A 26,157-nucleotide genomic window follows, 5' to 3' on the forward strand; every position below is an offset into this window, starting at 1 on the left:
TGTGTAGTGGTGTGCCGCGCTCTTCTACGACGCGATGTGCGCTGTGGCGGAGGTCAGTTGACCGCCGTGGTGGCGGTGCTGTTCCGGGGCCGGTCGGTGGCGGGCGGCGGCCCGGCCTTCTTCAGCGGGACTTCGATGACGAACAGCGCGGCGACGAAGGCGAGGGCACACAGCACCGCTCCGGTGAGGAAGATCTGGTGGGTGCCGTCAGTGACCGCGCCGAGGTAGGCGTTCCTGACCCCGGCGGGCAACTCGGACGCGGACACGGCGGATACGTCGGCCGGGGTGCCGGCGCCCGGCAGATGCGCGTGGACGGCACGGGTGAACAGCGAGCCGAAGACCGCGACGCCGAGCGAACCGCCCAGCGTGCGGAAGAGGTTCACCGAGCTCATCGCGGCACCCATGTCACGCATGGCGACGCTGTTCTGCGCGATGGTGCCCGCCATCTGCAGGGTGAAGCCCAGGCCGATGCCGACCAGCACCATGTAGAGCCCCGTAAGCAGCCGTGAGGTGCCGGTGTCCATGGTGGCCAGCAGGGCCAGGCCCGCGGTCAGGAACGCCGTACCGAGAACGGGGAAGATCTTGTACCTGCCCGTGGCGGACATGACCTTCCCCGCCAGGGTGGAGACGATCACCACCGGGATCATCATGGGCAGCATCAGCAGCCCGGAGTTGGCGGCCGACGCTCCCTGGACGGTCTGCTGGAACAGCGGAAGGTAGAGCCCCGCACCGAACATGACCACACCTGCGGCCAGGATCATGGTCACCGCGAGCGGATAGTTGCGGTGGCCGGTGAACACCGACAGGGGCAGCAGCGGCTCACCGGCCCGCTTCTCGGTGCGGACGAACAGGGCGAGCCCGATCACGGCCACGGCACCCAGGGCGAGGATCTGCCAGGAGCCCCAGGCGTAGGTGGTTCCCGCCCACGTGGCGGCCAGCACGATGGCGCCGATGGAAAGGGTCAGCAGGGCGATCCCCGCCCAGTCGATCTTCGCCTTGAGGCGCTGGGTGGGCACGTGGAGCATCCGCCCCAGCCACACCAGGGCGAGCAGGCCGAGCGGCAGGTTGACGTAGAAGGCCCAACGCCAGTCCCAGTGCCCGGTGATGAACCCGCCGAGGAGCGGGCCGCCGATGGTGCCGATCGCCATGACCGAGGCGGTCATGCCCTGGTACTTGCCCCGTTCCCGGGGCGGCACGAGGGCGGCGATCAAGGTGAAGGCGCCCGCACCGATGCCGCCCGCACCGATGCCCTGCAGGGCACGGAAGGCGATCAGTTCGGTCATGGACTGGGCGGCGCCGCACAGCGCGGAGCCGAGGACGAACACGGCGATCGAGGCCAGGTACATGGGCTTGCGGCCGACCAGGTCGCCGAACTTGCCCCAGATCGGCGTGGTCACGGCGGTGACGAGCGTGTACGCGGTCACGACCCAGGACATGTGCTCGAGGCCGCCGAGGTCACCGACGATCGTGGGCATCGCGGTGCCCACGACCATGTTGTCGAGCATCGCCAGGAGCATCGCGAGCATGACGCCGAGCAGCACCCAGCGCACGTTCTTCGGTACGGCGGTGGGGTCGGTGGAGCCATCAGGGAGGGACGTGGACGCGGACATGGCTGATCACCCCTTTCGGGGGCTGCGGGAACTTCGGAGATGACGAACAGGAGGGAAGGCGCGAGGGGCCGGGCAGTGCCTCGCAGCCGCCGATCCAGAAAAGCACATCAACTCACTAAGTGCAACGAATCAACTTTTAAAGCTGAGCAACCGAAGGGGTAGAGTCGCGGCATGACCGAGATCGAGACCAAGGGCGACACCCACGACGGCACCGAGGGCGAGACCGGCGCCCCGCCGGCGCCGATGGGGCGCCGCGAGCGCAAGAAGGCCGCGACCCGCCAGGCCATCGCGGATGCGGCCCTGCGACTGTTCCTGGAGCGCGGGTACGACGAGGTCGGCATCCGCGAGATCGCGGACGCCGCCGACGTGAGCACCACCACGCTGTTCAAGCACTTCCCGGTCAAGGAGGCCCTCGTCTTCGACGAGGACTCCGCGCAAGAAGCCCGTCTGCTCGCCGCCGTACGCGAGCGCCCCCAGGGTCAGTCCATCCCCGCGGCACTGCGCGAGCACGCGCTGCGCCACCGCATGGCGGCCGCAGGCGGCGACGCCCGCTTCACCGCCTTCTTCGACCTGGTCAACAACACCCCGGCCCTGCGCGATTACGTCCAGAACATGTGGCTGCGCCACACCTCCGCCCTGGCTCAGGCCATCGCCGAGGAAAGCGGCCTGCCCGCGAACGACTCCGCCTGCACCGCGCTGGCCCACTTCGCCCTCGAAGCCCCCCGGACCGCGCGCGGCAACGAGGACCCCCGCCGGGCCATCACCCGCGCCTTCGAGCTACTGGAGAACGGGTGGAACGCCCTGACCTGAGCGGGGAGTCCAAGTCCGCAGCGGAGCATGAACGGGCTGTTTCAGGGGAGTGAAACTCATCCGTACCGCCATCCGCGCCGCTCCGCTAACATGATCGAACTCACGACGAGTGCCCTGATCGCCCCTATTTCGCCAGGAATTGACGCCATCTAGCACGAAGAGTGAGCTATTACCCACAACTAACAAATCGGCCAAATCAATTGATATCTAGAGCATCGCGGATTTCTCCGCGAATCGACTACCGATCAGTGCTCGCGGCGTGGCGCCGACCGCGGGCGATGCTGTGGACCGCGGCGGCCGTGGTGGCCTTCGGGTTCCTCGTCGCGCTGGAGATCGCCGCGCGCCACTACGGCGTCGCGGGGCCGATCACCAACCAGGCGCGAGAGGTGATCTTCGCCCCCAAGTCGGGGCCGCTGCTGTACGCCGGCATGGCGTTGATGATGGTGGTGTTCACCTGGCGGCAGAGATTCATCGCGCTGGGTGTCGCAGTCGGCATCGACGTCGTCTTCTTCCTGGTGCGGTGGGCTCTCGACGCCGAAATGATGTTCGGCAACGGCGCGTTGTGGGTGATCCTTGGCTGTGCGGTCATCGCCGTCACACGCCGCACCGGCCAGGAACGCGTACTGCTCCTGAAGGGCGTCGGGCTGAGCCTGCTCCTGGTGGCCGGCCGCAAGACGGGCGACACCTGGCTGCTCATCACGTCGAAGACCCGCCCGACGGTGCTCGACCAGTACGTCGCCACCGCCGACCACGCGCTGGGCAACCCCTCGTGGCTGGTGGGACGGATGGTCTCGGCCACCGGCCCGGTCGGTGCTCACGTCCTCGACTACGTCTACATCCAGCTCGCGGTGGCCGCGGTCATCGTCGCGCTGTACCAACTGCGCAACGTGTCGGTCGAGCGCCGCTTCCCGGGCCATCACCTGGTGCGTACGTTCCTGGTGATCGGCCTCCTTGGACCGGCCATCTACATGATCTTCCCGGTGGTCGGACCCATATTCACCTACGGCACCGGCGCCTTCGGCACCGGTGGCGAGCAGTGGGCCCTGGCCGACCTGTGGCCGCACACGCCGCCGCCGATCGCCACCCCCCACGCGATACCGTTCGACGAGATCACTCCGCGCAACTGCATGCCCAGCCTGCACACGGCGTGGGCCACCACGATCTTCATCCACTCCCGCAAGGGCCCACGCCTGCTGCGGTACGCGGGCGTCTTCTGGCTGGTCGCCACGCTCGGCGCGACGCTGGGGTTCGGCTACCACTACGGCGTGGACATCATCGCCGGCGTGGTGTTCGCGTTCACGATCGACGCGGCGCTGCGCTCGCTCGACCGCGGCTGGGACCGGGCGGGCATCCAACTGGTCGCCTACGGCGCGACGGTCTTCGCGCTGCTCCTGGTGTCGTATCGCTTTCTGCCGATGCAGATGGCCACCTACCCGTGGGTGTTCGGACCGCTTCTTGTCCTGGCGATGCTCTCGGTGGTCCAGGGGTATGTGCGGACCACCAAGCTGTGGGATCCGAAGCCCCTACCGGCGCAGCAACCTGAACCCCAGCCCGAAATGGTCTGAGTCATGTCGGTGCCCTGCCGCTGACCCCGGTCAGCGGCCGGTGGCGCCGTCGATCCGCTCCCGGAGGATGTCGGCGTGGCCCGCGTGCCGGCCGGTCTCTTCGATCACGTGCACCAACACCCAGCGCATCGATGGTGCGGCCCCTCTGCGCGGGGCTCGCGGGGCGGGAAGGGCCAGGTCCGCGCAGGCGTCGATGATCTGGTTCGCCCGCTGGACCGTCTCCCGGTAGTCGGCGAGCACGCCGGCGACGGAGTCCTCGGCCGAGGGCCGCAGGGTCGCAGGCCAGTTGTCGACGTCCTCGCCGAGGAAGTAGAACCGTTCGACGCAGGTCAGATGCCTGACCAGCCCGAGAAGGTTCGTGCCCGAGGGCACTCCGCCCGTGCGGACCTGCGGTTCCGGCACGTCCGCGACCTTGTCCGCGATCGAGTTGCGCAGATAGTCGAGGAAGCCCCGCAGCGTGTCCTTTTCGTCGGCGCCGGTTCGCGGAGGTCCGGTGTCCTTCGTCCGCTGTGCCCGGCCTTCCGCGGTCATTCGGCGGTCCGCTGGACGAGCAGGACGTTGTCGGTGACTGTGGCGGTCTCCCCGGCCGGTCCGGTGGCCCGGCGCTGGGGCATGTCCGCGCGCAGGACGGACCAGCGCGCCGGATCGAGATCGAGTTCGGCGGCGATCTCGGTGGGTGTGGGGTAGTGGATGTCGGGGTCCTGGTTCCAGGACCAGGGCGCGGTGGAACCGTGGTCGACGATCAGCAGGAGACCACCCGGCCGCAGGGCCCGCGCGGCGGTGCGCAGGACTCGGCCGCGGGAGAGCTGGAGCGGGGTGTGGAAGTACTGGGCGGAGACGAGATCGAACCGCCCGGCCGGGAAACTGTCGGCCAGATCGTGCTGTTCGGCGGCTACCCGGTCCCCGATGCCGAGCTCGCGGGCGCGCTCCCGCACGCGTTCGACGGCGGTGGTGGAGATGTCCACCGCGGTGACCTGCCAGCCCTCCTCGGCGAGCCAGATGGTGTCGCCGCCCGCGCCGCAGCCCAGGTCCAGGGCGGCGCCCGGACGCAGCGGAGAGACGGTCTCGGCGAGCAGCGGGTTGACGCGTGCGGCTCCGGGACGCCGGGAGCGGTAGTGCCGCTCCCAGAACGACTCGGCGCTCTCCTCTGCCGCGCTCCGGCCGCCCTCGGAAGCGTCAGAAGTATCAGAAGTGTCGGAAGTATCGGTCACGGCTCGTCGGCTGTGGACGGAATCCATCGGGTGCCCCTTCATCGACCGGCTCGACGCCGGTGGTGTACGGACAGCATTGGCATCACGGTTTCGGGCTTGCAAGAAAAATTGCGGATCCGCATCATCGAGGGCATGGACAGCATGGAGGAGCACAACGGCGCGGGAGACGTCCTGGCCGGCGTCGGGCCACGTCTGCGGGCGCTGCGCCAGGCGCGGAACGCCACGCTGGCGGCGCTGGCAGACGAAACCGGCCTCACGGCGAGCACCCTGTCCCGCCTCGAGAACGGGAAGCTCCGCCCCACGCTGGAGCAGCTGCTGCCCCTGGCCCGGGCGCACGGCGTCCCGCTCGACGATCTGGTCGCGGCGCCACCCACCGGCGATCCACGTGTCCATCTGCGGCCGGTGCGGCGGCACGGGCTCGTGATGGTGCCGCTGACCAGGCGGGCCGGCGGCATCCAGGCGTACAAGGTGATCTACCCGCCCGTCGACCGGGCGCCCACCTTGAAGCTGCAGGTCCATGACGGATACGAGTGGTTCTACGTCCTCAACGGCATCGTCAGGTTCGTGCTCGGCGAGCAGGAGTTCCAGCTCGGTGAGGGCGAGGCCGCCGAGTTCGACACCCGCGTGCCGCACTGGATCGGCAGCGCCGACAGCCGTCCCGCGGAGCTGCTCGCCCTGTTCGGCCCGCAGGGAGAGCGCGCGCACCTGGAGCCGTCCGGAAACTGATCGCCTCAGGCGGTGCGCCTCGGTTTCCGTGCGGCCGTCTTCTTCTCGGGCGCCTTCTTGGCCGTCGCGGACTTGCTCGCTGTGCTCTTGGCGGTCGACTTCTTGGCGGTGGCCTTGGTGCCGCCGGCCGTCTTCTTGCCGACGGTCTTCTTGGCCGCGGAGGTCTTGGCCGTCGTTGTCTTCTTCGCGGTTTTCCCAGCCGCCGTCTTCTTCTTCGGCATCTCGTGGACGGTGGCGTCCTTACCGGTCTCGCCACGGGCCGACCGGGCCTTTTGTACGGACTCCTGCAGCGCGGCCATCAGGTCGAGCACCTGCCCGGCCGGCTCCTCTCCCTCATCCGGTTTGGGCGGCTTCTTCCCCCCGGCCTTCGCCCGGATGATCTGCTCCAGGGCTTCGGTGTAGCGGTCGGTGGCCCAGTCCTGGTCGGCGATGCCGTCAGCGGTCATGGAGTCGATGAGGAGGATCGCCCGGTCGATCTCGTCGTCGTCCAGGTCCATCGCCTTGGGAGCCAGCTCCTCGGGGTCGCGGACCTCGTCGTCCCACTTCATGGCGTGCAGCAGGATCACGTCGTCCTGGACGCGCAGCAGGCCCAGCCGCTCTCGCCCGTGCCAGGCGAACTTGGCGACGGCGGCCTTGCTGTTCCGTTCGAGGGCCTTGCGGAGGAGCGTGTAGGGCTTGTTCGCGACCTGCCCGTCGGCCTGCAGGTAGTACCCCTCGCCGATCCGGATCGGATCGATCGACTCATAGGGCACGAAGCCGGCGATCTCGATCGCCTTCGCGGTCGGGAGCGGCATCTCGTCGAGCTCCTCGTCGGTGACCGCGACGATCGTGTCCTTGCTGACCTCGAACCCCTTGCCGATCTCGGCATTCGTGAGCTGCTTGCCGTCGAGATCGCAGATCTTCCGCGTGCGGACGCGGCTCATGTCCTCCAGGTGGTACTGGTGGAAGCTGATGCTGTGGTTCTCGGTGGCCGGCAGGACCTTGATCGGGATCGTGACCAGGCCGAACGAGATCGCGCCTGACCAGACGGGGCGGGGCATGCGGTACCTCCGTGACAGCCCCGAGAAGACCAGTGTGTGAGCGCCGAACCCGCTCCACAAGCCGACGGCCGCCATCGTGCGCACAGCCGCGCGAATCGACCGGTGTGAAGGACCCCCGGAATCGGCGGCCTTCGGCCCCGTCCGATCTGCCAGCCGATCGTCTGGTTTCCCCTCGTGGGTGCGGCAGCCTCACAACAGGACGTTCGCGGACGTATGAGGCTCGGGCGCGACAGGTCGACTCCGCCCCGCTCCTGTTCCCGACGAACCTGTGAGGCAACGCCCCCATGAGCCTGAGCATCCGCAACCAGATCCCCGGCACCGTCGCGTCCGTTCCCGCCAGGGAAGCCATGGCGACCGTCAAGGTCCGCCTCGTGGGCCGCCAGGACGTCACTGCCGCGATCACCACCGAGTCCGTCAAGGACCTCGGCCTCGCCGAGGGCTCCGAGGCGAGGATCCTCGTGAAGTCCACCGAGGTCTCCCTCGCCACCGCCTGATCCAGCTGCCGCACGGCGGGCCCGCACCTCTCCGGGGTGCGGGCCCGCCGTCGTACAGGGCAGCCACGGTCCCGGTTCCCGCGGCCACGGCGGACGTGTCCCGTCGGGACAAGGGATCTTGAGTACGTTGATCTTGGGCACACGGAGACGAGTGATCTTCGTCGTCGTCCTCCGTAGGGAAATCCAATGACCGTACCCTCGCGCCCGGTTCGCCCCCTGGACCGTGAGCGGCGCTTCAATCTGCGCGCGACCGCCCTGTTCTTCGCCCTGCTCGCGCTCATCCTGTGCATCCTGGTCTTCGTGATCCGCACCGCGGCGGACATCGCCGAGAGCCGTCCGCTGTGGGCCGGTTCGATCGTCGTGATGGGCATCGCGGCCGCGCACCTGGGCCGGTCCAGATGGCGTCGCTTCTCCGCCGCGAGGTACGCGCGCCGTGCCGCCGAGGCACTGGAAGAGGCAGCCGAACTGGCCTCCGCGAGGTCGGAGGTTCTCACGGATGCGGGCCATGTCGACTCTGCGGCGCAGGTGTTGGACGGCGAGGAGGCCACCGTCGTCCTCGACCCTCCGGACGATGACGCCGAACTCGACCCCGACGAATTCGAGCAGGCGATAGCCGACCTGTGCGTCCGTGACGCATGCCGGGAGGTGGAAGTGGTGGGAGGTGCCGGTGACTTGGGCGCGGATGTCGTGGCGGTCACCGCCGAGGGGCTCCGCATCGTCATCCAGTGCAAGCTCTACGGTGACGACAACAAGGTCGGCTCGCAGGACCTGCAGCGCTTCGGCGGGACGTGTTTCACCGTCCACGGCGCCGACATCGCGGCGCTCGTCACGACGAGTGATTTCACCACTCCTGCCCTCGATTACGCGCAGCAGTGCGGCATCGTGTGCGTGAACGGTGAAGAGCTGCGGGCCTGGTCCGACGGCACCGGCCCCAGCCCCTGGGAGGAAGCAGGCGCCGAGGTCTGACCGGCGAGAAGCACGTGGGCCCGCCTCACGCGGGCCTTCGCGTCGCCGCTAGCGCAGCTTCACCTTGCTCAACGCGGCGACGCCCAGCGCCGCGAGACCGATCTGGATGAGCCATTCGATCCAGTCCACGCCGTCGGTGTTCGCCACTCCCAGGCCCGCCGCGACGGCCGTGCCGACCAGCGCCGCCGCGATGCCGACGACGAGCGTCCAGAGAATGCCGATGTGCTGCCGTCCAGGAGCGACGAATCGCCCCAGTATCCCGATGACGATGCCGATGAGCACCGCACTGATGAGACCCGAAATCTCCACGATTTCCCCTTTGTTGGCGTCCTCTCACCGTCCGATCACCGACCGAGTGCCCGGGGGCCGGGCAGATAGGCACGGCTCCCCCGCCACGGGCGTCAGCGGTAGCTGACCTTGTCCAGGCGTCTGAGCACGGGCGAGGCCGCGGCCCCGTGCAGCATCACCGACAGCAGGACGGTGAACGTCACCACCGCCCACAACTCCGCCTGGTACGCCTGGAGATGCCCCTCACCCAGGGCGTAGGCGAGGTAGAAGACGGACCCGATCCCCCGGACGCCGAAGAAGGAGGTCACCGCGCGTTCCCGCAGAGTCGTCCTCCCACCGAGCTGCGCGATCCAGCCGGTGAGCGGACGGATCACGAGCAGCACCAGGACGGCCGTGACCGCGCTGCCCCAGGAGAGCGCGGAGAGGCCGCCGCAGGCGATGAACCCTCCGATGAGGAGCAGCACACCGGCCGTGAGAAGCCTCTCCACCTGTTCCATGAAGGTGTGCATCACCACTTGGTAGCCGTGGGCCCGTTCGGCGGCCCGGATCGCGCAGGCCGTCGTGAACACGGCGAGGAAGCCGTAGCCGTGCAGCACTTCTGTGAGGCCGTACGAGATGAAGGTCGCCGCCAGTGCGACGAACCCTTCCCGGTGCTCGGACAGCCGGAGCGCTTCCCAGCCCGCCCGGAAGAACATCCACCCGAGCAGTCGGCCGATCAGCAGGCCGACCGCCACGCCCACCGTGACGCGCACGATCACGTCGCTCCACAGCCAGTGGCCCACCCACTCCCCTGACCAGCCCGTCTGCGAGGCGGCGAACATCGCGAGGGCGGCCAGGACCAGCGGGAAGGCGAGACCGTCGTTGAGGCCCGCTTCCCCGGTGAGGGCGACGCGCACCTCCTCCTCGTCGTTCTCGGCGTCGGTCGGCTCACCGACACGCACCTCCGCCGCGAGCACGGGGTCGGTCGGGGCGAGCACGGCGCCCAGGAGCAGGACGACGGCGGGCGGCCAGTCCACGAGACCCCAGGCGACGAGGGCGGTGGCCACCACGGTCAGCGGCATCGTGATGCCGAGGAGCCGCCATGCGGTGGACCAGGACCGTCTGCCGAACGGCCGGTTGATCGCCAGCCCGGCGCCCATCAGGGCCACGATGACGCAGACTTCGGTGAGGTGCTCCAGCCACGCCCTGTGCTCGTAGGGGTCGAGGTCGGGAAGCCCCGTCGGCAGCAGATAGACGACGAATCCGACGGCCAGGAAGACCATCGGCATGGACATGGGCTGCCGCGCCACCAGTCTGGGGAGCACCGCGGCCAGCAGGGCGCCGATCCCCATGCAGGCGTATCCGAGGTCCGCAGCGGTCACGTCCATCTACCGGCACCCGTTCTCGTGGTCATCTCTCCCGTCCTGTGGTGTCTGTCGCGGCAAGCGCACGTCAGGGTGCCGGGTAGGGCTGACGGGCGAGCAGTTCGGCCAAGTGGAAGGCGTTGACCGCGAGGGCGTGGGTGGCGGAGGCGACGGACTCGGGGGTCTCGTCCAGGTCCTGGTAGTCGGTGCCCTGTTTCGCCTCGCCCACCCAGTAGGTGACCGCGCCGGGCGCCAGCGAGAAGCCGAGGTCGTTGCAGGCCTGGAAGACATCGGCACTCACCTTGTGGGCGCCGTCCTCGTTGCCGACCACGGCCACCGCGGCGACCTTCCCGTACATCAGGGGCCGGCCCGTGGCGTCGGTCTCCGACATGTCCGCGTTCAGGCGCTCCAGGACCCGCTGGCAGACGCTCGACGGGTGGCCCAGCCAGATCGGCGTGGCGACCAGCAGGATGTCGGCCGCCAGCACCTTCTCGCGCAGGGCCGGCCACGCGTCGCCGTCGCCCAGGTCGGCGGCGACACCGGGGTGGACGTCGTGGTCGGCCACCCGGACCGTCTCGGTCTCGACCCCCAGCTTGTCGAATTCAGCCATGACCTGATCGGACAGGGTGTGGCTGCTCGATGGAGTGGGCGAGGAATTCAGCGTGCATACCAAGGACAGCGCGCGCATAGGGGGCTCCATTCGTCAGCGGCGTGGGGTGTACGGGTCGTATCCCGTCGTACCCGTCGTATCCCTGGGAGGCGTTCCCTTTGGGATCAACCCTAATCAAGCACCCGCGGAACGAAATGGCATTCAAGGGTGGAGTGGGAACGGCATGGAGGCGTCGCTCGAACGCTGCCATGTTTTCGTCGTCGCTCGCAGGGCAACCGGTAGCAATCAAGCCGTGCCGCGGCTAACGAACTGACGGCCGGCAAGTAAAGACGTTCTATGGAGGTCCCTCATGCTGAAGGCCATTGCAGATGTACTCCGAGCCATCGGTGGAGCCATTGCCACGGTGGTCACGCTGCCCTTCCGTGCCGTCGCGCGGCTCTTCGGAGGGGCTTCCTCCAGTGCCCACGGCCACCACTGAGCGCAGGGCGTCCACCCGGGTCCGCGAGGCCCGGTCACGCCGGTTGATCGACGTGCCGCTGGAGCACGTCGCAGGCGTGCTGGAACTCCTCCATGAGCCGGGTGGACTCCACGACGAGGACACCGTACGGACGAGCCGGGTCGGTCAGCGGAAGACCGGCCCGGCTCGCCGCGTCGGTCACCTTCCGGCAGCATCCCTGGGACTCGTCGGCCAACTGGCACAGCTGCCGGGCCTGCTCGGTGAGCGTGTCCTCGTCCAGCTCGCCGAGCACCCTGCCGATCTTCGCGAGGGATTCGAGGAAGTCGGCGTAGCTGTCGAGGAAGGCCCGATCGTCGTGTCGGCCCCCGTCCTCCTCATGCCACTGGTGCAGGCTGCGCGTCAGTGACGCCACCTGGTACAGCGAGCGTTCGAGAGCCGACAGCACTGCGCCGTATCCCTCGAACGAGGACCGGCCCCGGTGCCTGCGCAGCAGTCGGCGAGGGTTGAAGTAGAGGCTCTCCTCCGCTGTCCGGAACCCTTCCCGCGCCTGCGTGATCAGGCCTCCGGTCTGCTCGGCTCGCCAGCGCCACTGCTGGCAGCGCTCCTCGTCCAACTCCCCTTCGCGCAGCACCGGGTACATGTCGCTCACCAGCTCGCCCAGGGCGGTGGACAGCGAGCGGATGCCGTGCTCGGCGCTGCGGTACCGCATCGGCGGGGCCACCGTGACGTTGACGACGACGCCGATGCCGCAGCCGATGAGGACCAGCAGGATGATCTCCCCGAGCTGGGTGATCTTCTGGGTGGCGGAGGTGGCGGCGGCATAGGTGGAGAAGGCGAAGAACGCGGCCGTGGCGACCTGTGATCCCTGCGAACCGAGCGCGGGCCACCGTCCGATGGTCAGACCCACCAGGGCGACCAGCACGAACGTGAAGAGGTCGGGGCCGCCCAGGAATCCCAGGCCCGCCACCATGGCCACGCCGACGGCCACCGCCCCCAGGTAGCGCAGCGACTGCAGCAGGGACTGGTACACCGTCACCTGCATGATCAGCACCGCGGAGAACGGCGCGAACGCCGGCGAGGGCGCGTTGAGCACGTAGTAGGAGACCATCCAGGACAGGGTCGCGGCCAAGGTGCTCTTGAGTACCAGGAGCAGGGTGTGGCGCTCATAGCCCGGCGTGTCCCAGGCCCGCCGCCACCATGGGCGCACACGGTCGAACCACCCCTGGGCCGCGGCTTCCGTCCGCTGCCCTCCGCCCTTGCCGGCCATGCACCGACTCCATTCCGTTTCAGCAGATGATCGAGTTCAGCCTGCTACCCGGAGGAGCCGTCCGCATGCGCGCTGCGGGCCGCGAAGGACCCGCAGTGCGCTTCGAGGAGGCCGTTGGCCGCGCCTACCAATAGTGTTTTCGCCCGCCTACCGCGTGACCGACGGAACCCATAATCCACAGGACCAAACCGATGACGACGAGGATGACGCCGATGGTCCACAGGATGGAGATGCCGGCCAATAGGCCGATGATGAGGAGGATGATTCCGAGTGCGATCATTTGCGCCTCCGACCCTCAGAATTATTTCAAGTATGCACCCGATGACCACCGATGACAGTTTTGGCGCCGACCCCGCCGATCCCCATTGAGCGGCCGGGCAGTCGAATAGGCCGCACCAGCGCGCGATACGCAGGCCAAACGTGACGGTGCGTGACTCCAGGCAACGCAATCGTGCCTCCACATCCGTGCCGATCTTGTGCATCTTTCCAGTCCCTGGCGTCGAACCCGGACGAGACGTCCCATCTTGCTGGGTGGCTGCCGCCATCGGCGTGATAACACGGAGTGATCAGATCCGAAGGAGACGACGCGACATCATGGGTATCTTCAGCCGTCGCCAGACCACGACCCTCGAGCCGATATCGGCGGTCGGCCCCAGCACTTCCTTCTCGGCGACCGCCGGTGCCGAACTCGACCCGGCCCTGCGTGCGCTGACCGGGGAGTGGACCATCGACCGCCCGCACAGCCGCATCGGATTCTCCGTACGGCACGCGATGGTCACGACGGTGCGAGGTGCCTTCGGTGACTACGACAGCACGCTGTACTTCGACGGTGCCCGGCCCTCCGAGTCGCGGGCCGAGATCGTCATCCGGGTCGGCAGCGTCGACACGGGCGTGGAACAGCGGGACGCGCACCTCGTCGGCGGCGACTTCTTCGACGCGCGCCGCCACCCGGAGATGTCGTTCCGCAGCACCTCCACGGTTCACGAGGGCGGGGAGACCTTCCGCATGGCCGGTGAACTGACCATTCGAGGTGTCGCCCGGCCCGTCGAGCTGCAGCTGGACTACCTCGGTTCGGTCGTGGACCCGTTCGGCTTCGAGCGGGCCGGCTTCGACGGCACCACCACCATCGACCGCACCGACTGGGGCCTCGTCTACAACCAGCGCCTGGAGACGGGCGGCGCCATGGTGAGCGAGAAGGTCCGGCTGCAGTTCGACATCTCCGCGATCCGGGCCACGCCGCTGGCATAGCGCGTCGGGCCGGGGCCGCGCCGGCGGCCCCACCGGACGCGGCGCCGGTGCCGAGGGGGTCCGGCGTCACGTGGGGCGACAGCGCCGCGTCCGGTACGGCCACGGTGGCGGGGGTGTCACAGTGCCGGGACCGCCGCAGCGCCCGAACCGCTCAAATGCGCTTGTCCCCCCTTGCGGCACCGCACTACCGTGGCGCCGTGGATCTCTTCTCGCGCTCTTGGACGGCCTTGCGCACGGCGGTCGCCGACCTCCCCGACGAAGCCTTCGCGCAGCCCTCCGGCTGCACCGGCTGGCTCGTGCGGGACCTGGTGTGCCATCTGATCGTCGATGCCCAGGACGTCCTGATCACCCTCGTGACGCCCTCCGACGCGGAGCCGACCCACGACGCGCTGACGTACTGGGACGTCAGCGCGACGCCGCCGACCGGCGAGGACCCGCTCGACGCGCTGACCGTCCGGCTGGCCGCCGCGTACGAGGAGCCCTGGCTGCTCAAGTTCCACCTCGACGACGTCGGTTCGGCCGCCGGCCGCGCCGCCGGACTCGCCGACCTGGGCGCCCGGGTGAGCACCCGCGACGAGGTCCTCACCACGGGCGACTACCTCACCACGTACGTCATGGAATGGACGCTGCACCACCTCGACCTGATCGCGTACCTCCCGGACGTGGCCGGGCCGCCCGCGGAAGGCCTCGCCCGTAGCCGGGACATGCTGGAGCAGATCGCCGGCGCCGTCTTCCCCGCGTCGTTCTCCGACACGCAGGCGCTGCTGGTCGGCACCGGCCGGCGCGCCCCGACCGACGCGGAGAGGACCGAACTGGGCGACCTGGCTGCGAGGCTCCCGCTCGTCCTCGGCTGATCCATCACGGACAACGGTTTCTACATCTCGGCGCCCAACTCACGCCTACCCCTTGAGCGTTCAACCGCGCCCATGCTAGAAACCGCTTACTGTCCATCCGTCGCACGGGCGGACATACAGCCAAGCGAGCCCCTCCCCCCACTCGCAAGGAGCCCCCATGCGCAAGCGAACCGGCACGCTCACGGCCGCCGCCTCCCTGGTCCTGCTCACCGCCGCACCCGCCGACGCCTCCGTCATCTGGAACGGGGACGCCTCCGGCGGCACCGGCGTGTTCTCATCGACGCTGTGCGACTCGCCCGGCAGCGTCTCCGCCCAGGACAACGGCGACGGCCGCGGCCAGGTCTTCAAGTTCAACAAGCCGCTCGGCCTTGAGCGTTGCGAGGCCCACGGGATCAGCGTCGGCGGGTCGCGGTACACCTTCAAGAACAACTCGACGTACTGGATCGGCTGGGACACCTCCACCAACACCCCGGACGCGGGCACGATCTTCCAGTGGAAGTCGTACGGCACCAACGATCAACACCAGCAGAACTACCCGGTGTTGATGAAGGTCGAGGGCGGCGAGCTCAAGCTGTTCCATATCGAGGTCGGCGAGAAGTGGACCCTGAAGTGGTCCACGCCCGTCACGACCAGCACGTACAAGCGCATCGTGCTCGGCATCCACACCTCGTCCGACGCGTCCACCGGCTGGGTGTCGGCCTTCTACAACGGCACCAAGGTCGCCGAGTTCTCCGGCCGCACCTGGGACGACCTGGGCAATGACACCCGCTTCGGCTCCTACGGCTCCGAGGTCCAGGACAAGCGCGTCATCAACTGGATCGACGGGCTCAAGGTCGGCACGACGTACGGAGACGTGGACAACTGACGTCGGCCGCCCGCCCTCAGCCTCGCTCGACGAGCCGCCCCTCGGACAGCTCCAGCAGCCTGTCCTGATGGTGTTCGCGCAGGGCCCGGTCGTGAGTGACCATGACGACCGGGCCCATGAACTGCTCGACCGCCTCCTGCAGTTGCTCGACCAGCGCAAGGCTCAGGTGATTGCTGGGCTCGTCGAGCAGCAGCAGATGCGGGCGCCGCGAGAACAGCAGCGCGAGTTCGAGTCGTCGCAGCTGGCCCACGGACAGCCGGTTCACCGGCACATCGAACTCCGCGGCCGCGAACAGGCCGAACCTGGTCAACTCCCTGGCGGCGTCCTCGACGTAGACAGCGCGGTGGGCGGCGAAGGTGTCCAGCACGCCGCGCTGTTCCTGGGCGAAGTGGCTCTCCTGCGGCAAGTAACCGATGCGCAGGCCCGGTTCACGTACCACCGTGCCCGCGTCGGGCTCCCGGAGGCCTGCCAGTACGGACAGGAGCGTGGTCTTGCCCGCGCCGTTCGCTCCGGTGATCACATGCAGTGAACCAGGGGAGAGCGCCAGGTCCACACCCCGCACCATATCGCCGACGACCAGCCCCTCGGCCCGGAGCAGCACGCCGTCTGGCGGCTCCCCACTCTCCGACGCCTGGAACGGTGGCTGGAAGGACAGCGGCTCGGGCGGGCGGTGCACCTCCTCGTCCAGCAGCCGCGCCAGTTGCTGCCGGGCCGCGCGGGTGGCACGGGACGCGGCGGCCTGGGCACCGCCCCCGGCGAGGTTGTAGGAGAGCTTGTCGCTGTCCCGCATCGCACCGAAGGTGCGGCCGGACCTGCCGGCCCTGTCGAGCCGCCGCCGTGCCTCGACCAGTTCCTGGCGCCAGTCGCGGTACTGCTGCCACCAACGCTCTTGGGCCGCGGCGCGTTCGTCGAGGTAGTCGCGGTAGCCGCCGCCGTAACGCACGGTGGAGCCATGCGAGCCGTCCAGGTCGACGATGGCGGTGACGGCGGTGTCCAGCAGCAGCCGGTCGTGCGACGCGATGAGGCACGGCCCCTGGTACTGGGCCAGCCACTGGACGAGCCAGTCCACCGCACGGTCGTCGAGGTGGTTCGTCGGCTCGTCGAGGAGCAGCCCCGCGGGTTCGGTGAGGACCAGCTCCGCGAGCGCCAGGCGGGACCGCTCGCCTCCCGACAGCGTCCCGGTGGGGCGCCGCCGGTCCAGGCCGCCGAGGCCGAAGACGTCGAGCACCTCGCCGATGCGGGCGTCGAGCTCCCAGCCACCGCGTCGCGCGAACTCGTCCTGGAGGCGGCCGTATTCGGCGAGCACCTCGCTCAGGTCGTCATCCTTGCCGGACGACATCAACTCCTCGGCGGCTCGCATCCGTTCGGCCATGTCGGCGAACTCGGCGGTCGCCCGCGCGACGACGGTCTCGATGGTCGCTCCGTCCGGGAAGCCGGGCTGCTGCGGCAGGAACCCCACTTGCCCCGCGACCGCTCGTACGACCTGACCGCGCTGCAGCGGCAGTTCACCGGCGAGGGCGCGCAGCAGCGTCGACTTGCCCCGGCCGTTCTCGCCGATCAGGCCCACCCGCTCGCCTCGTGAGACCTTCAGCGACACGTCGCGCAGCACCATCCGGTCCCCGAGCACGCAGTGCACGTTCTCGGCGAGGAGGTGCGCGGAGCGGTGGTCACCGGCCAGGACGTCCTGCGCTCCGGGATGCGCCCCTGGGTGCGCACCGGCGTGACCCGTCTTCGCTTCGGACATCGTGAGGAGCTCCTGTCTGGGGCCGAGTGGTCGTGCGCCGAGAACCGTTGGACACGGGCGGTCTGCGTCAGCCGTCGCCCAACGGCGTTCCGCAGCGGGCGCAGTAGCGGGCATCGCGTTCGGCGGCGAGCCGGCCGCATTCGGGGCAGACGCGGTCGAGCAGGCAGACCGGTTCGCCCGCGTCGGGCCCGTCGGCTGAACCCGCGGCGAGGGCCGGGCGGCGGTGGGCGGTCGTGTAGACGAGCCCCTCCTCCCCCGCGTCCACGCAGCGGGTGATGCCGGTGGGAAGCCAGGCCAGGGCGCCGGGTGCGAGCCGCAAGGTCGCGTCCGGGGTGCGGAGTTCACCGGTGCCGGCCAGCACAGTGAACAGGACCCCCCACTGTTCCTCCGTGTGCTCGCCGATGCTCGCGCCCGGGGCCAGCCGGACGACGTCGGCGTCCAGATCCCTCGTACGGTCGACGAGCGACCACAGGACGCTGATCGGCCCTCGCCCGAGGGCCGCGGTCTCTTCCGCTCCGACGAACACCGGAGCGGCGGGGACGGGCGTGCTCATACGGACTCCAGTCAGCGACTCACGTATTTCGTGTCTTGTATCTCGTACGGATCGGCTGCGGCGTCGGCGGGATTCGAACCCGCGGACAGGGAAGGGCAAGGCCCGCCCGGCTCCCGTCAGTCGGCGTGCGAGGGGCTTCCCGCACGCCGATCGCAATGGGCCGCTCTGCCACGGCGCCGCAACCTGCGGGACCGCGCGATCCCGCTCCGCCGAGAATATGGACATCGCCCGGCGGAGGCGAGTTCATTTCACCGCGGACCGAGGGCCCAGGGCCGCCGTGGACCGAAGTGCCCAGGGCCGCCGCGGACCGAAGACCCAGTACCGCCGCGAGCGGCCCGCCATCCAAGATCATCGGGTGCGGAATGACCCGTATGTCGATGACGAATACTCCCCAGAAGGCCACGATCGACGATGCTTCGCAGATCGGCCGCATCCTGGCCCGTGCCTTCGACGACGACCCGATGATGCGCTGGTTCTTCCCCGCCGACGCCACCCGCGAGGCGGGGCACGCCCGCTACTTCGCCACGCTCTTCACCCGGCAGTACGTCCACCACGGCGTCTGCGAGCACACCGCGGCGGCGGCCGCCTACTGGGTGCCGCCGGGCGCCCAGGACAAGGCCGTTCCCGACGCGGAGACCGTCGCGGCGCTCGTGGAGATACTCGGCGACCGGGCCCCGCTGTTCCAGGAGGCCACCGCGGCGGCCGTCGAGCACGGCCCCCAGGAGCCGCACTGGTACCTGGCCGTGGTCGGCGCGGACCCCGCCGCCCAGGGCCAGGGGCACGGAGCGGCCCTCCTGCGCTCGGGCCTCGCCAAGGCGGATGCGGACGACCTGCCCGTCTACCCGGAATCCTCCAAGCCCGCGAACCTCCCCGTGTACGAGCACTTCGGCTTCGAGGTGCTCGGCGAGGCGCAACTGCCCGGCGGCGGGCCGACCTTGTGGCCGATGCGCCGCGAACCCCGCCGTACGGCCCGCGCCTGAGTCACTCGCCCGCGCGCATCAGCAGATGGCCGCGCCGGAACCGTTCGCCTTCGTGCGGCTCGCGCAGCATCCTGCCGACCTCCACGAACCCGGCCTCGCGGGCCAGCTCCGCGAGGCCGTCGACCGGCCAGCGGTAGGCGGTCACGACCTTGTGGTCGAACGGCGTGACCGGTCCGCCGTCCGCCTCGAAGAACCCGAGCAGGATGTGGCCGCCGGGCGCGATGACCCGCCGGAACTCCGTGAAGTACGGCGGCAGATCCTGCGGCGGGGTGTGGATGAGCGAGTACCAGGACACGATGCCGTTCAGCTTGCCGTCGGCCAGGTCCAGGGCGTCCATCGAGCCGAGTTCGAACCTCAGGTCCGGGTGGTTCTGCCGGGCGAGCTCGATCATCGCGGGCGACAGGTCGATGCCGAAGACGTCGAGACCCAGGTCCCGCAGGTACGCCGTCGTCCGGCCGGGGCCGCACCCCAGTTCGGCGACCGGTCCGGCACCTGCCGACACGAGTTCGGCGAACGCGGCGAGCACCGCGCGGTCCAGCGGGAACGCGTCGAGCGCGCCGCGCGACAGTTCGTCGTAGAGGACGGCGACGGAGTCGTAGGCATCCGCTGTCGCGGACAGGTGGGAGGAGGTCTCAGTCATGTCAGTCACGAGCGAGGAATCTAGTCCACGCCCGCCGCTCCGGCCCTTGCCCCCTCCCCCTCCCGGCGGCGCCGCGCCGGAACAGCCTTCGCGTCTCAGACCTGACGTCGCGGCAGGCGTACCACCTGGACGAAGAAGTCGTCGATCTGGCGTACCGCGGCGATGAACTGGTCCAGGTCGACCGGCTTGGTGACGTAGGCGTTGGCGTGCAGTTTGTAGCTGCGCAGGATGTCCTCCTCCGCCGCCGACGTGGTGAGCACCACCACCGGAATGTCCTGCAGATCCGGGTCCGACTTGACCTTCTCCAGGACCTGACGCCCGTCGTACTTGGGCAGGTTGAGGTCGAGCAGGATGAGATCGGGACGCGGCGCCGCCGTGTACTCGCCGCGCTGGTACAGGAAGTCGAGCGCTTCCTCGCCGTCCCGGACCACGTGCAGCGTGTTGCGGATCTTGTTGTCCTCGAACGCCTCCCGCGTCATCAGCTCGTCGCCCGGGTCGTCCTCCACGAGAAGCACGTTGATCGGCGCGGCATCAGGGCTGGTCATGTCAGGGCCTCTTCCTCGGTGCGGGATGGGGTGGCCGCAGCCGTGTCGGTTTCAGTGCCGGTTTCAGTGCCGGTGTCGGTGTCGGTGCCGGTGCCGGTGTCGGACGGCAGCGTGAAGCAGAGGCGCGTGCCCTCGGCCCGGCCGCTGTCGATCCAGATGTGGCCGCCGTGATGCTCGACGATCTTCTTGCACAGGGCGAGGCCGATGCCGGTGCCCCCGTAGGCATCCCGGCCGTGCAGGCGCTGGAAGATCACGAATACCTTCTCCGCGAACTCCTCGGGGATACCGATGCCGTTGTCGGTGACGCTGAAGCTCCAGGTGCCGGAGCCCTCGTCCTCCTCGCACGTGATGCGGATCCGCGGGGTGCGTTCGGGGTGGTGGAACTTGACGGCGTTGCCGACGAGATTCTGCCAGAGCATCGTCAGGAGCGTCGGGTCGCCGATGATCTCAGGGAGCTTCTCGGGGCGTTCGACGATCGCGCCGGTGTCCTGGACGGAGGTGTCCAGGTTGGCCAGCGCCTTGGACAGCGCCTGGTCGAGGTCGACGGGCACCCGGGCGTCGTTGAGGCGCCCGACACGGGAGAAGGTGAGCAGGTCGTTGATGAGGATCTGCATGCGCTTGGCGCCGTCGACCGCGAAGTCGATGTACTGCTTGCCGCGGTCGTCGAGTGTGTCTCCGTACCGCTTCTCCAGAAGCTGGCAGAAGGAGGCGACCTTGCGCAGGGGCTCCTGGAGATCGTGGGAGGCGACATAGGCGAACTGCTCCAGTTCGGCGTTGGAGCGGCGCAGCTCCACGGCCTGGGCGTCGAGTTCGGCCGCCTGCTGGGTCAGTATGTCCCGCTGGCGGCGCGAGGCCCCGAGTTCCTCCACGATCTGCTGCCGCATGCCCTCGACGTCCGCCGCCACCGCCCTGAGGTCCGAGGGGCCGTCGATCGTGATGACGTGGTCGAAGTCTCCGCGTGCCACTTGCCGGGAGGAAGCACGCAGCGCTTCCAGGGGCCGGGCCACCAGCGCACGCACCAGGAACGCCAGGACGACGCCGGCCAGCAGGAAGACCGCCACCATGGAGCCGAGGACCACGGTGCGCACCGTGCGGGTGCTGTCCAGCTCGGCCCTGCCGTCGTCGACGGCCTCGGCCAGGTCGGCGTTCTGCGCGGCCCACACGGTGCGGATCCGGTCGAAGACCTTCTTGCCGCGCTGCACATTCGTTTCGGCGACGGCCTTCGGCTCACCGGGCGTGACCTTCTCCACCAGCGGTTCGGCGTACGCGCGGCGCCAGTCCGCCGCCTCCCGCTGCACCGCCTCGAGGTCCGCGAGCAGCCGGGGCCGGTCCCCTATGAGGTCGCGCAGCCGGGCGGCGGCGCGGGCCTCGTCCCGCTTGCCCTGGACATAGGGCTCCAGGAACTGGTGGTCGGCGGTGATGGCGTAGCCCCGGACGCCGGTCTCCTGGTTCACCAGAGCGGCCTGCAGGCGGTAGGTCTGCGTGCGGGCCGGCTGCAGGCGGTCGGCCAGCTGGTCGGTCACGTCAGCGGTCTGCCCCAGCAGCCGGGCGCCGACCACGGTGCCCGCCACCACCAGGAGCACCATCAGGACCAGTACCAGCTGGAACCAGCCCTGGACCGTCAGCCGACGGCCGATCCATGCTCTGCTCGTCGTCTCAACCACGGCGTTGTTCTCCGATGCTGCTCTTTCCGATGCTGCTCTTGTAGCGGCCTTCGGCCACGGCTCTGGTCGGCCCTTCTCCGTCGCCGTGCCAGTGCAGGTGCACGACGGCCACGTCGTCGGCCAGACCGCCCTGCTCCTCGGCGAGGCCCTCGGCCCGCTGGATCAGCGTGTCGACGAAGGCCGCCGGTGCCAGGCGACCCAGCTCGCGCGCGAGGGCGAGGAGACCCGCTTCGCCGAGCCGCTCACGGCCCTTGCCGATGTGCCCTTCGAAGAGGCCGTCGGTGAACAGCACCAGCGCCGACCCCGCGGGCAGCGGCAGTTCCTCGACCGGCCAGAGCGGAACACCTGGGGCGACGCCCAGGGCAGGCCCGCCGGCCGCCTCCATCCACTCGACGCCGCCCTCCGCGGTGCGCAGCAGCATCCCGGGGTGGCCTGCGCGTATCAGCCGCACGTGCTGTGCCCCCGCCGGGACGGAGAGGCTCGTCAGGGTGGCGAAGACGTACGGCTTCACGCGCTCCGCCAGCATGATCTCCTCGAGCCGGCCCACCTGTTCGGCGCCGGTGACACCGCTGAGCACCAGCGTGCGCCAAGCGATGCGCAGTGCCACGCCGAGCGCCGCCTCATCGGGTCCATGACCGGAGACATCCCCTATGAGGGCGTGCACGGTGCCGTCCGCGCTCTGGACGATGTCGTAGAAGTCGCCGCCCAGCAGGGCCTGGGCGCGGCCGGGCCGGTAGCGGGCCACGACGTTCACGCCCGCGCTGTTGAGGAGCGGCCTCGGCAGCAGCCCCCGTTCGAGCCGGGCGTTCTCCTGGGCCTGCATCTGGCTGGCCTGCAGGGCGACGGCCGCCTGCTCGCCCTGCTTGCGCTGGATCGCGTAGCGCACGGCCCGGCCGAACAGCTCCGGTTCCACGCGGCCCTTGACGAGGTAGTCCTGGGCCCCCGCCGCCACGGCGGCGGAGCCGGTCTCCTCCTCGGCGAGGCCCGTGAGTACCACGACCGCGACCTGCTCGGCGTGGGAACGGATCATGGACACCGCTTCAAGGCCCTGGGCGTCCGGCAGGTGCAGGTCGAGCAGCACGCAGTCCGGCACCTCCAGGGCCAGCGCCGCTCGCGCCTCGGCCATGGAACGCACCCATTGCAGACGCATCTTCAGCGCACTGTCGGCGACGAGTTCCTCGACCAGGAGGGCGTCGCCGGGGTCGTCCTCGACCAGCAGTACCAGCGGCGGCGGCAGCTGCCGGGCCGTCGCGGCGTCACTCTCAATGGCTGAACGCATGCCGGAAGTCCATGGCTGTGACGCCACCGCTCTTCTCCCGCCTTCCCCACCCGGTAAGTCCGCCTGGCCATGCGGCCGTTGCCGACCGTCGACTTCCGCGGCGGTTCCGCCACCGTGGTCGTCGTACGGTCTCCGGATCTTCGCACAACGCACACACCACTCGGTAGCCGACCGTAGAGGTCGGCGGGCTGCTGCCGGGCGGCGGGTGCGGTCGGGGTGCGGGCAAGGCGTGGGCGGGAACGCCCGCGAGGGGCGCGTACCGGAAAGGTTTACGAGTAGGGCCGTGCCGTCAGTTCGTGACCCGGGCAGTCGTCACTGGCCCACCCGGCCGTCGATGCACTCGCGCAACAGGTCGGCCTGCCCGCAGTGCCGGGCGTACTCCTCGATCCTGTGCACCATCAGTTCCCGGACTGCGAAGCCCTCCTTGCCCAGGCGTTCGCCCAGATCCGGATGTCCGGCCAGTTCGTCGTCCAGCGCCGCCTGCTCGCGTGCCAGGTCGGCGTATGCGGCATCGACCAGGGCCGGGTCGCCGACCGCCCCGTTGAAGTCCGCGTCGCGCTCGCCGTACAGCTTCGGCAGCGGCTCGCCGTTCCTGATCCAGTTGCGCCAGTCCCGTTCCACCTCGGCGAGGTGGCGCACGAGGCCGAGCAGGGACATCGTCGACGGCGGAACCGACCGCCGGGCCAGTTGCTCCGCGTCCAGGCCCTCGCACTTCATCTTCAGGGTCAGGCGGTAGCTCGTCAGGAAGTCCTGCAGCGTCGCCAACTCGCCGTCCGGGCTGACTCCGTCGCTGTTGCGGGGGTCGTCGTCCGGGTCCGCCCACATGTCGGGGTAGGTGGTCGCCTGACTCCATCGTTCGGGTTGGTCGCTCATGCGGGACATGGTCGCGGGTGAGGACCCGGCGCGCCACCGACTTTCGCGGCCGGGCGTTCCTACTTGCTGTGCTGGATCTGGATCAGGTTGCCGCAGGTGTCGTCGAACACCGCGGTGGTGACGGGGCCCATCTCCAGCGGCTCCTGGGTGAACTTCACTCCGAGCGCGCGCAGCCGCTCGAACTCCGCTGCCACGTCGTCCACGGCGAAGGAGGTCACCGGGATGCCGTCCTCGACCAGCGCCGTCTTGTACGGCTGGACCGCGGGGTGACCGGAGGGCTCAAGCAGCAGTTCAGTTCCCTCCCGATCCTCCGGCGAGACCACGGTCAGCCACCGGTCGTCCCCGATGGGGACGTCGTGCTTCTTCACGAAGCCGAGCACGTCGGTGTAGAAACGCGCCGCCTTCTCCTGGTCATCGACGAAAACGCTGGTCAGGTGGATTCTCATGAGGTGCGCTCCGGTGCTTCGGGCCTGAGCCATCGGGTCACGATGACCTCAAGCGGTTCGGTGTTCAGGTCGTGGAACTTGTAGCGGCCCTCGCGTCGCGAACGGACCAGTCCGGCGGTTTCCAGCACGGCCAGGTGCTGGAAGACCGCCTGCCGGGACAGCCCCAGGCCGGAGGGTCCCGGTCAGCGCCAGTCAGGGGCGCCGGGGGCGGGGGTCAGGAGGGTTTCGATCTTTGTCTGGATCTCCCGCATGACGGACACGACGCGGCTCTGGTGTGCGTCGGTGAGGCGGGCCACCGGCACCGAGCAGCTGATGGCGTCGACGGCCGGGGTGTCGTATCGCAGGGCGAAGCCGAAGCCCGCGATGCCGGTCACCGTTTCCTCGCGGTCGATGGCGTAGCCGCGTTCACGTACCAGTGCGAGGTCGGTGAGCAGGGCAGCCCGGTCGGTGTGTGTGCTCTGCGTGAAGGCGGGCAACGGGCCTTCGGGTAGCGGGAGTTCACTGTCCTGGCGTTCGGCCAGCAGCGCCTTCCCCAGGGCTCCGGCGTGCGCGGGGACGCGGCGGCCGACCCGGCTGATGGTGCGCAGGTACTCGTGCGACTCCCGGGTCGCGAGGTACACGACGTGCGGACCGTCGAGCCGTGCCAGGTGGATCGTCTCGCCCAGGGCGTCCGAGGCCTCGTCCAGATACGGGCGGATGGCGCGCACCCGCTCGTCGCCGTCCAGGTAGCTCGTGCCCGTGAGCAGGGTGCGGATCCCGATGCCGTAGAGGGATCCGGTGGTGTCCGTGCGTACCCAGCCGCAGTCGGTCAGGGTCCGAAGGAGCTGGTACATGCTGCTGCGCGGTACGCCCAACTCCTCGGCGAGCTCGTCCAGGCGGGCCGGCCGGTCGGCGCGCTCGGCGAGCAGTTCGAGCAGCGCGACGGTGCGCAGCGCCGACTTCACCCCGCGAACACCCGCGCCCGCCCCGCGGTCCGTTCCGCTCTCCGACATGCGCCCATCGTAGATCCGCGGCGTCCGGGCCATTGACCCCCTTCGTTCATGACTCTAGCCTCCATTCTCATACGTGGACGCCATCTGCATATAGAGATGAGATTCATGAACAAGCTCAGCACGAGTACGACGCCCCAGGACGTTGCCCAGCGGCTGCGGGAGGGCATGGCACGCGGCGTGCTGTCGTTCCCCCTCACGAGCATGAGGAGTGACGGAAGCCTCGATGCGGACGCCTACCGGGCCTATCTGACGGCCCAGTTGGCGACGGAGCCGGGGGCGGTGTTCCCCGCCTGCGGAACCGGCGAGTTCTTCTCGCTCGACGAGGAGGAGTACCGCGAGGTCGTCAGGGTCACGGTCGAGGTCGCCGACGGCCGGCTGCCCGTGGTGGCGGGCACCGGATACGGGTGGGCCCAGTCGCTGCGGTTCGCCCGGATCGCGCAGGAGGAGGGCGCGGACGCCCTGCTGGTGATGCCCCATTACCTGGTCGAGGCCTCGCAGGACGGTCTGGTGGAACAGCTGCGCCGCATCTCCGCCGGCACCGCGCTGCCCCTCATCGCCTATCAGCGCGGTCAGGTCACCTTCACCGCGGATTCCCTGCGGCGGATCGCCGACATCCCCTCCGTGATCGGCCTCAAGGACGGGCACAGCGACCTCGACCGGCTGCAGCGCCTGACCCTCGCCGCCCCCGACGGCTTCCTCTTCTTCAACGGCGCCGCCACCGCGGAGATCCAGGCCCGCGCCTACGCCACCGTCGGCGTCCCCGCCTACTCGTCCGCGGTCCACGCCTTCGCCCCCGAGATCGCGGGCGCCTTCCTCACCGCGCTGCGGGAGCAGGACGACGCGGCGGTCGACCGGCTCCTGAGGGAGTTCTACGTCCCGCTGGTCGAGCTGCGCGACCGCGCACCGGGATACGCCGTCTCGCTCGTCAAGGCCGCCGCCCGGCTGCGCGGCCTGCCGGTCGGCCCGGTGCGCGCTCCCCTCACCGACCCCCGCCCCGGCGACGTCGCCGACCTGGAGAAGGTGCTCAACGCCGGACTGGATCTCGTCTCGGCGCCGCGACACAGGGCCTGAACCGTCTCCCGAACGC

At 69.5% G+C, this 26,157-nt stretch carries 28 protein-coding genes and 2 pseudogenes; 11 read left to right on the plus strand and 19 right to left on the minus strand.

The window, feature by feature from the left end:
- Positions 1 to 53: 53 nt before the first annotated feature.
- Positions 54 to 1,610, minus strand: a complete 1,557-nt coding sequence (locus tag AB0E78_RS11070; RefSeq protein WP_361830563.1) for an MDR family MFS transporter — start codon at positions 1,608 to 1,610, stop codon at positions 54 to 56.
- Between the two features lie 243 nt (positions 1,611 to 1,853).
- On the opposite strand from AB0E78_RS11070, the gene AB0E78_RS11075 reads away from it, so the two are divergent.
- On the plus strand, positions 1,854 to 2,420 hold the full coding sequence (locus tag AB0E78_RS11075; RefSeq protein WP_361831717.1) for a helix-turn-helix domain-containing protein: 567 nt from the start codon (positions 1,854 to 1,856) through the stop codon (positions 2,418 to 2,420).
- A gap of 278 nt (positions 2,421 to 2,698) precedes the next feature.
- Complete coding sequence (locus AB0E78_RS11080; protein WP_361830565.1) at positions 2,699 to 3,985, plus strand: phosphatase PAP2 family protein; 1,287 nt, start codon at positions 2,699 to 2,701, stop codon at positions 3,983 to 3,985.
- Positions 3,986 to 4,015: 30 nt separating this feature from the next.
- On the opposite strand, the gene AB0E78_RS11085 is transcribed toward AB0E78_RS11080, so the two are convergent.
- Together AB0E78_RS11085 and AB0E78_RS11090 are read right to left on the minus strand one after the other, a co-directional pair.
- A complete protein-coding gene (locus tag AB0E78_RS11085) occupies positions 4,016 to 4,516 on the minus strand; it encodes a DinB family protein (RefSeq protein ID WP_361830566.1) in 501 nt (166 codons plus the stop codon).
- Positions 4,513 to 5,196: a class I SAM-dependent methyltransferase gene (locus AB0E78_RS11090; protein WP_361830568.1), complete on the minus strand. Its 684-nt coding sequence runs from the start codon at positions 5,194 to 5,196 to the stop codon at positions 4,513 to 4,515. Before AB0E78_RS11090 ends, AB0E78_RS11085 begins: the two co-directional genes overlap by 4 nt.
- 132 nt (positions 5,197 to 5,328) lie before the next feature.
- Here AB0E78_RS11090 and AB0E78_RS11095 point away from each other — a divergent pair, with 132 nt between their 5' ends.
- Entirely contained in the window at positions 5,329 to 5,922 is a 594-nt protein-coding gene (locus AB0E78_RS11095; RefSeq protein WP_361830570.1) for an XRE family transcriptional regulator, read from the plus strand.
- 5 nt (positions 5,923 to 5,927) lie between these two features.
- Here AB0E78_RS11095 and AB0E78_RS11100 read toward each other — a convergent pair whose 3' ends face one another.
- Positions 5,928 to 6,962, minus strand: a complete 1,035-nt coding sequence (locus tag AB0E78_RS11100) for a Ku protein (RefSeq protein ID WP_361830572.1) — start codon at positions 6,960 to 6,962, stop codon at positions 5,928 to 5,930.
- Between the two features lie 284 nt (positions 6,963 to 7,246).
- Between AB0E78_RS11100 and AB0E78_RS11105 the strand changes: the two are divergent.
- Positions 7,247 to 7,450, plus strand: a pseudogene (locus AB0E78_RS11105) (TOBE domain-containing protein); the annotation flags it as partial.
- 192 nt (positions 7,451 to 7,642) lie between these two features.
- Complete coding sequence (locus AB0E78_RS11110; protein ID WP_361830574.1) at positions 7,643 to 8,422, plus strand: restriction endonuclease; 780 nt, start codon at positions 7,643 to 7,645, stop codon at positions 8,420 to 8,422.
- A gap of 48 nt (positions 8,423 to 8,470) precedes the next feature.
- On the opposite strand, the gene AB0E78_RS11115 is transcribed toward AB0E78_RS11110, so the two are convergent.
- The 3 genes from AB0E78_RS11115 to AB0E78_RS11125 all read right to left on the minus strand — a co-directional run bounded on the left by AB0E78_RS11115 (position 8,471) and on the right by AB0E78_RS11125 (position 10,741).
- Positions 8,471 to 8,731 (minus strand): GlsB/YeaQ/YmgE family stress response membrane protein, encoded by a 261-nt coding sequence (locus AB0E78_RS11115; protein WP_361830576.1) that lies wholly within the window; start codon positions 8,729 to 8,731, stop codon positions 8,471 to 8,473.
- A 92-nt stretch (positions 8,732 to 8,823) separates the two neighbouring features.
- The gene (locus AB0E78_RS11120) at positions 8,824 to 10,077 is read right to left on the minus strand and encodes a cation:proton antiporter (RefSeq protein ID WP_361830577.1); all 1,254 of its coding nucleotides are present in this window, start codon (positions 10,075 to 10,077) and stop codon (positions 8,824 to 8,826) included.
- A gap of 64 nt (positions 10,078 to 10,141) precedes the next feature.
- The gene (locus AB0E78_RS11125; protein ID WP_361830579.1) at positions 10,142 to 10,741 is read right to left on the minus strand and encodes an NAD(P)H-dependent oxidoreductase; all 600 of its coding nucleotides are present in this window, start codon (positions 10,739 to 10,741) and stop codon (positions 10,142 to 10,144) included.
- A 271-nt stretch (positions 10,742 to 11,012) separates the two neighbouring features.
- On the opposite strand from AB0E78_RS11125, the gene AB0E78_RS11130 reads away from it, so the two are divergent.
- A complete protein-coding gene (locus AB0E78_RS11130) occupies positions 11,013 to 11,141 on the plus strand; it encodes an LPFR motif small protein (protein WP_351165998.1) in 129 nt (42 codons plus the stop codon).
- Between the two features lie 34 nt (positions 11,142 to 11,175).
- On the opposite strand, the gene AB0E78_RS11135 is transcribed toward AB0E78_RS11130, so the two are convergent.
- Positions 11,176 to 12,387, minus strand: coding sequence for an aromatic acid exporter family protein (locus AB0E78_RS11135; protein ID WP_361830581.1), 1,212 nt, complete (start codon positions 12,385 to 12,387; stop codon positions 11,176 to 11,178).
- Between the two features lie 124 nt (positions 12,388 to 12,511).
- A complete protein-coding gene (locus AB0E78_RS11140; protein ID WP_361830582.1) occupies positions 12,512 to 12,667 on the minus strand; it encodes a DUF6131 family protein in 156 nt (51 codons plus the stop codon).
- Positions 12,668 to 12,981: 314 nt separating this feature from the next.
- Here AB0E78_RS11140 and AB0E78_RS11145 point away from each other — a divergent pair, with 314 nt between their 5' ends.
- From AB0E78_RS11145 to AB0E78_RS11155, 3 genes are all read left to right on the plus strand, one after another.
- Positions 12,982 to 13,635 (plus strand): YceI family protein, encoded by a 654-nt coding sequence (locus AB0E78_RS11145; RefSeq protein ID WP_361830584.1) that lies wholly within the window; start codon positions 12,982 to 12,984, stop codon positions 13,633 to 13,635.
- Positions 13,636 to 13,832: 197 nt separating this feature from the next.
- Positions 13,833 to 14,489: a maleylpyruvate isomerase N-terminal domain-containing protein gene (locus AB0E78_RS11150; RefSeq protein WP_361830585.1), complete on the plus strand. Its 657-nt coding sequence runs from the start codon at positions 13,833 to 13,835 to the stop codon at positions 14,487 to 14,489.
- A gap of 157 nt (positions 14,490 to 14,646) precedes the next feature.
- A complete protein-coding gene (locus AB0E78_RS11155; protein ID WP_361830587.1) occupies positions 14,647 to 15,354 on the plus strand; it encodes a hypothetical protein in 708 nt (235 codons plus the stop codon).
- Positions 15,355 to 15,370: 16 nt separating this feature from the next.
- On the opposite strand, the gene AB0E78_RS11160 is transcribed toward AB0E78_RS11155, so the two are convergent.
- Together AB0E78_RS11160 and AB0E78_RS11165 are read right to left on the minus strand one after the other, a co-directional pair.
- Complete coding sequence (locus AB0E78_RS11160) at positions 15,371 to 17,098, minus strand: ABC-F family ATP-binding cassette domain-containing protein (RefSeq protein WP_361830589.1); 1,728 nt, start codon at positions 17,096 to 17,098, stop codon at positions 15,371 to 15,373.
- Positions 17,099 to 17,165: 67 nt separating this feature from the next.
- Positions 17,166 to 17,651 carry a cupin domain-containing protein gene (locus AB0E78_RS11165; protein WP_361830591.1) on the minus strand — a complete coding sequence of 162 codons (486 nt, stop codon included), beginning with the start codon at positions 17,649 to 17,651 and terminating at the stop codon, positions 17,166 to 17,168.
- A 371-nt stretch (positions 17,652 to 18,022) separates the two neighbouring features.
- Between AB0E78_RS11165 and AB0E78_RS11170 the strand changes: the two genes are divergently transcribed.
- Entirely contained in the window at positions 18,023 to 18,631 is a 609-nt protein-coding gene (locus tag AB0E78_RS11170) for a GNAT family N-acetyltransferase (protein ID WP_361830592.1), read from the plus strand.
- Between the two features lies 1 nt (position 18,632).
- Here the strand turns inward: AB0E78_RS11170 and AB0E78_RS11175 are convergent, their stop codons facing one another.
- The 8 genes and pseudogenes from AB0E78_RS11175 to AB0E78_RS11210 all read right to left on the minus strand — a co-directional run bounded on the left by AB0E78_RS11175 (position 18,633) and on the right by AB0E78_RS11210 (position 25,070).
- The gene (locus tag AB0E78_RS11175) at positions 18,633 to 19,271 is read right to left on the minus strand and encodes a class I SAM-dependent methyltransferase (RefSeq protein ID WP_361831720.1); all 639 of its coding nucleotides are present in this window, start codon (positions 19,269 to 19,271) and stop codon (positions 18,633 to 18,635) included.
- Between the two features lie 95 nt (positions 19,272 to 19,366).
- The gene (locus tag AB0E78_RS11180) at positions 19,367 to 19,816 is read right to left on the minus strand and encodes a response regulator (protein ID WP_361830593.1); all 450 of its coding nucleotides are present in this window, start codon (positions 19,814 to 19,816) and stop codon (positions 19,367 to 19,369) included.
- A complete protein-coding gene (locus AB0E78_RS11185) occupies positions 19,813 to 21,402 on the minus strand; it encodes a CHASE3 domain-containing protein (protein WP_361831722.1) in 1,590 nt (529 codons plus the stop codon). The genes AB0E78_RS11180 and AB0E78_RS11185 overlap by 4 nt, the downstream gene beginning before the upstream one ends.
- Before the next feature lie 70 nt (positions 21,403 to 21,472).
- Positions 21,473 to 22,759: a SpoIIE family protein phosphatase gene (locus tag AB0E78_RS11190; RefSeq protein WP_361830595.1), complete on the minus strand. Its 1,287-nt coding sequence runs from the start codon at positions 22,757 to 22,759 to the stop codon at positions 21,473 to 21,475.
- Positions 22,760 to 23,071: 312 nt separating this feature from the next.
- Positions 23,072 to 23,641, minus strand: a complete 570-nt coding sequence (locus tag AB0E78_RS11195; protein ID WP_361830597.1) for a DinB family protein — start codon at positions 23,639 to 23,641, stop codon at positions 23,072 to 23,074.
- Positions 23,642 to 23,691: 50 nt separating this feature from the next.
- Positions 23,692 to 24,078 carry a VOC family protein gene (locus AB0E78_RS11200; RefSeq protein WP_361830598.1) on the minus strand — a complete coding sequence of 129 codons (387 nt, stop codon included), beginning with the start codon at positions 24,076 to 24,078 and terminating at the stop codon, positions 23,692 to 23,694.
- Positions 24,075 to 24,248 (minus strand): annotated as a pseudogene (locus AB0E78_RS11205) (helix-turn-helix domain-containing protein); the annotation flags it as partial. The pseudogene AB0E78_RS11205 and the gene AB0E78_RS11200, both read right to left, overlap by 4 nt.
- A gap of 12 nt (positions 24,249 to 24,260) precedes the next feature.
- A complete protein-coding gene (locus tag AB0E78_RS11210; protein WP_361830600.1) occupies positions 24,261 to 25,070 on the minus strand; it encodes an IclR family transcriptional regulator in 810 nt (269 codons plus the stop codon).
- Between the two features lie 105 nt (positions 25,071 to 25,175).
- On the opposite strand from AB0E78_RS11210, the gene AB0E78_RS11215 reads away from it, so the two are divergent.
- On the plus strand, positions 25,176 to 26,141 hold the full coding sequence (locus tag AB0E78_RS11215) for a 5-dehydro-4-deoxyglucarate dehydratase (protein ID WP_361830602.1): 966 nt from the start codon (positions 25,176 to 25,178) through the stop codon (positions 26,139 to 26,141).
- Positions 26,142 to 26,157 lie beyond the last annotated feature (16 nt).

The sequence above is a fragment of the Streptomyces sp. NPDC032198 genome (genome assembly GCF_040636975.1).
In the GTDB taxonomy this organism is placed as follows: domain Bacteria; phylum Actinomycetota; class Actinomycetes; order Streptomycetales; family Streptomycetaceae; genus Streptomyces.

Coding starts and splice junctions, on each gene's coding strand:
- AB0E78_RS11070 (WP_361830563.1), bottom strand. CDS start 1,610: ATGTCCGCGTCCACGTCCCTCCCTGATGGCTCCACCGACCCCACCGCC.
- AB0E78_RS11075 (WP_361831717.1), top strand. CDS start 1,854: ATGGGGCGCCGCGAGCGCAAGAAGGCCGCGACCCGCCAGGCCATCGCG.
- AB0E78_RS11080 (WP_361830565.1), top strand. CDS start 2,699: ATGCTGTGGACCGCGGCGGCCGTGGTGGCCTTCGGGTTCCTCGTCGCG.
- AB0E78_RS11085 (WP_361830566.1), bottom strand. CDS start 4,516: ATGACCGCGGAAGGCCGGGCACAGCGGACGAAGGACACCGGACCTCCG.
- AB0E78_RS11095 (WP_361830570.1), top strand. CDS start 5,329: ATGGACAGCATGGAGGAGCACAACGGCGCGGGAGACGTCCTGGCCGGC.
- AB0E78_RS11100 (WP_361830572.1), bottom strand. CDS start 6,962: ATGCCCCGCCCCGTCTGGTCAGGCGCGATCTCGTTCGGCCTGGTCACG.
- AB0E78_RS11110 (WP_361830574.1), top strand. CDS start 7,643: ATGACCGTACCCTCGCGCCCGGTTCGCCCCCTGGACCGTGAGCGGCGC.
- AB0E78_RS11120 (WP_361830577.1), bottom strand. CDS start 10,077: ATGGACGTGACCGCTGCGGACCTCGGATACGCCTGCATGGGGATCGGC.
- AB0E78_RS11125 (WP_361830579.1), bottom strand. CDS start 10,741: ATGCGCGCGCTGTCCTTGGTATGCACGCTGAATTCCTCGCCCACTCCA.
- AB0E78_RS11130 (WP_351165998.1), top strand. CDS start 11,013: ATGCTGAAGGCCATTGCAGATGTACTCCGAGCCATCGGTGGAGCCATT.
- AB0E78_RS11135 (WP_361830581.1), bottom strand. CDS start 12,387: ATGGCCGGCAAGGGCGGAGGGCAGCGGACGGAAGCCGCGGCCCAGGGG.
- AB0E78_RS11140 (WP_361830582.1), bottom strand. CDS start 12,667: ATGATCGCACTCGGAATCATCCTCCTCATCATCGGCCTATTGGCCGGC.
- AB0E78_RS11145 (WP_361830584.1), top strand. CDS start 12,982: ATGGGTATCTTCAGCCGTCGCCAGACCACGACCCTCGAGCCGATATCG.
- AB0E78_RS11155 (WP_361830587.1), top strand. CDS start 14,647: ATGCGCAAGCGAACCGGCACGCTCACGGCCGCCGCCTCCCTGGTCCTG.
- AB0E78_RS11160 (WP_361830589.1), bottom strand. CDS start 17,098: ATGTCCGAAGCGAAGACGGGTCACGCCGGTGCGCACCCAGGGGCGCAT.
- AB0E78_RS11165 (WP_361830591.1), bottom strand. CDS start 17,651: ATGAGCACGCCCGTCCCCGCCGCTCCGGTGTTCGTCGGAGCGGAAGAG.
- AB0E78_RS11170 (WP_361830592.1), top strand. CDS start 18,023: ATGTCGATGACGAATACTCCCCAGAAGGCCACGATCGACGATGCTTCG.
- AB0E78_RS11175 (WP_361831720.1), bottom strand. CDS start 19,271: ATGACTGAGACCTCCTCCCACCTGTCCGCGACAGCGGATGCCTACGAC.
- AB0E78_RS11180 (WP_361830593.1), bottom strand. CDS start 19,816: ATGACCAGCCCTGATGCCGCGCCGATCAACGTGCTTCTCGTGGAGGAC.
- AB0E78_RS11185 (WP_361831722.1), bottom strand. CDS start 21,402: ATGGTGCTCCTGGTGGTGGCGGGCACCGTGGTCGGCGCCCGGCTGCTG.
- AB0E78_RS11190 (WP_361830595.1), bottom strand. CDS start 22,759: ATGCGTTCAGCCATTGAGAGTGACGCCGCGACGGCCCGGCAGCTGCCG.
- AB0E78_RS11195 (WP_361830597.1), bottom strand. CDS start 23,641: ATGTCCCGCATGAGCGACCAACCCGAACGATGGAGTCAGGCGACCACC.
- AB0E78_RS11200 (WP_361830598.1), bottom strand. CDS start 24,078: ATGAGAATCCACCTGACCAGCGTTTTCGTCGATGACCAGGAGAAGGCG.
- AB0E78_RS11210 (WP_361830600.1), bottom strand. CDS start 25,070: ATGTCGGAGAGCGGAACGGACCGCGGGGCGGGCGCGGGTGTTCGCGGG.
- AB0E78_RS11215 (WP_361830602.1), top strand. CDS start 25,176: ATGAACAAGCTCAGCACGAGTACGACGCCCCAGGACGTTGCCCAGCGG.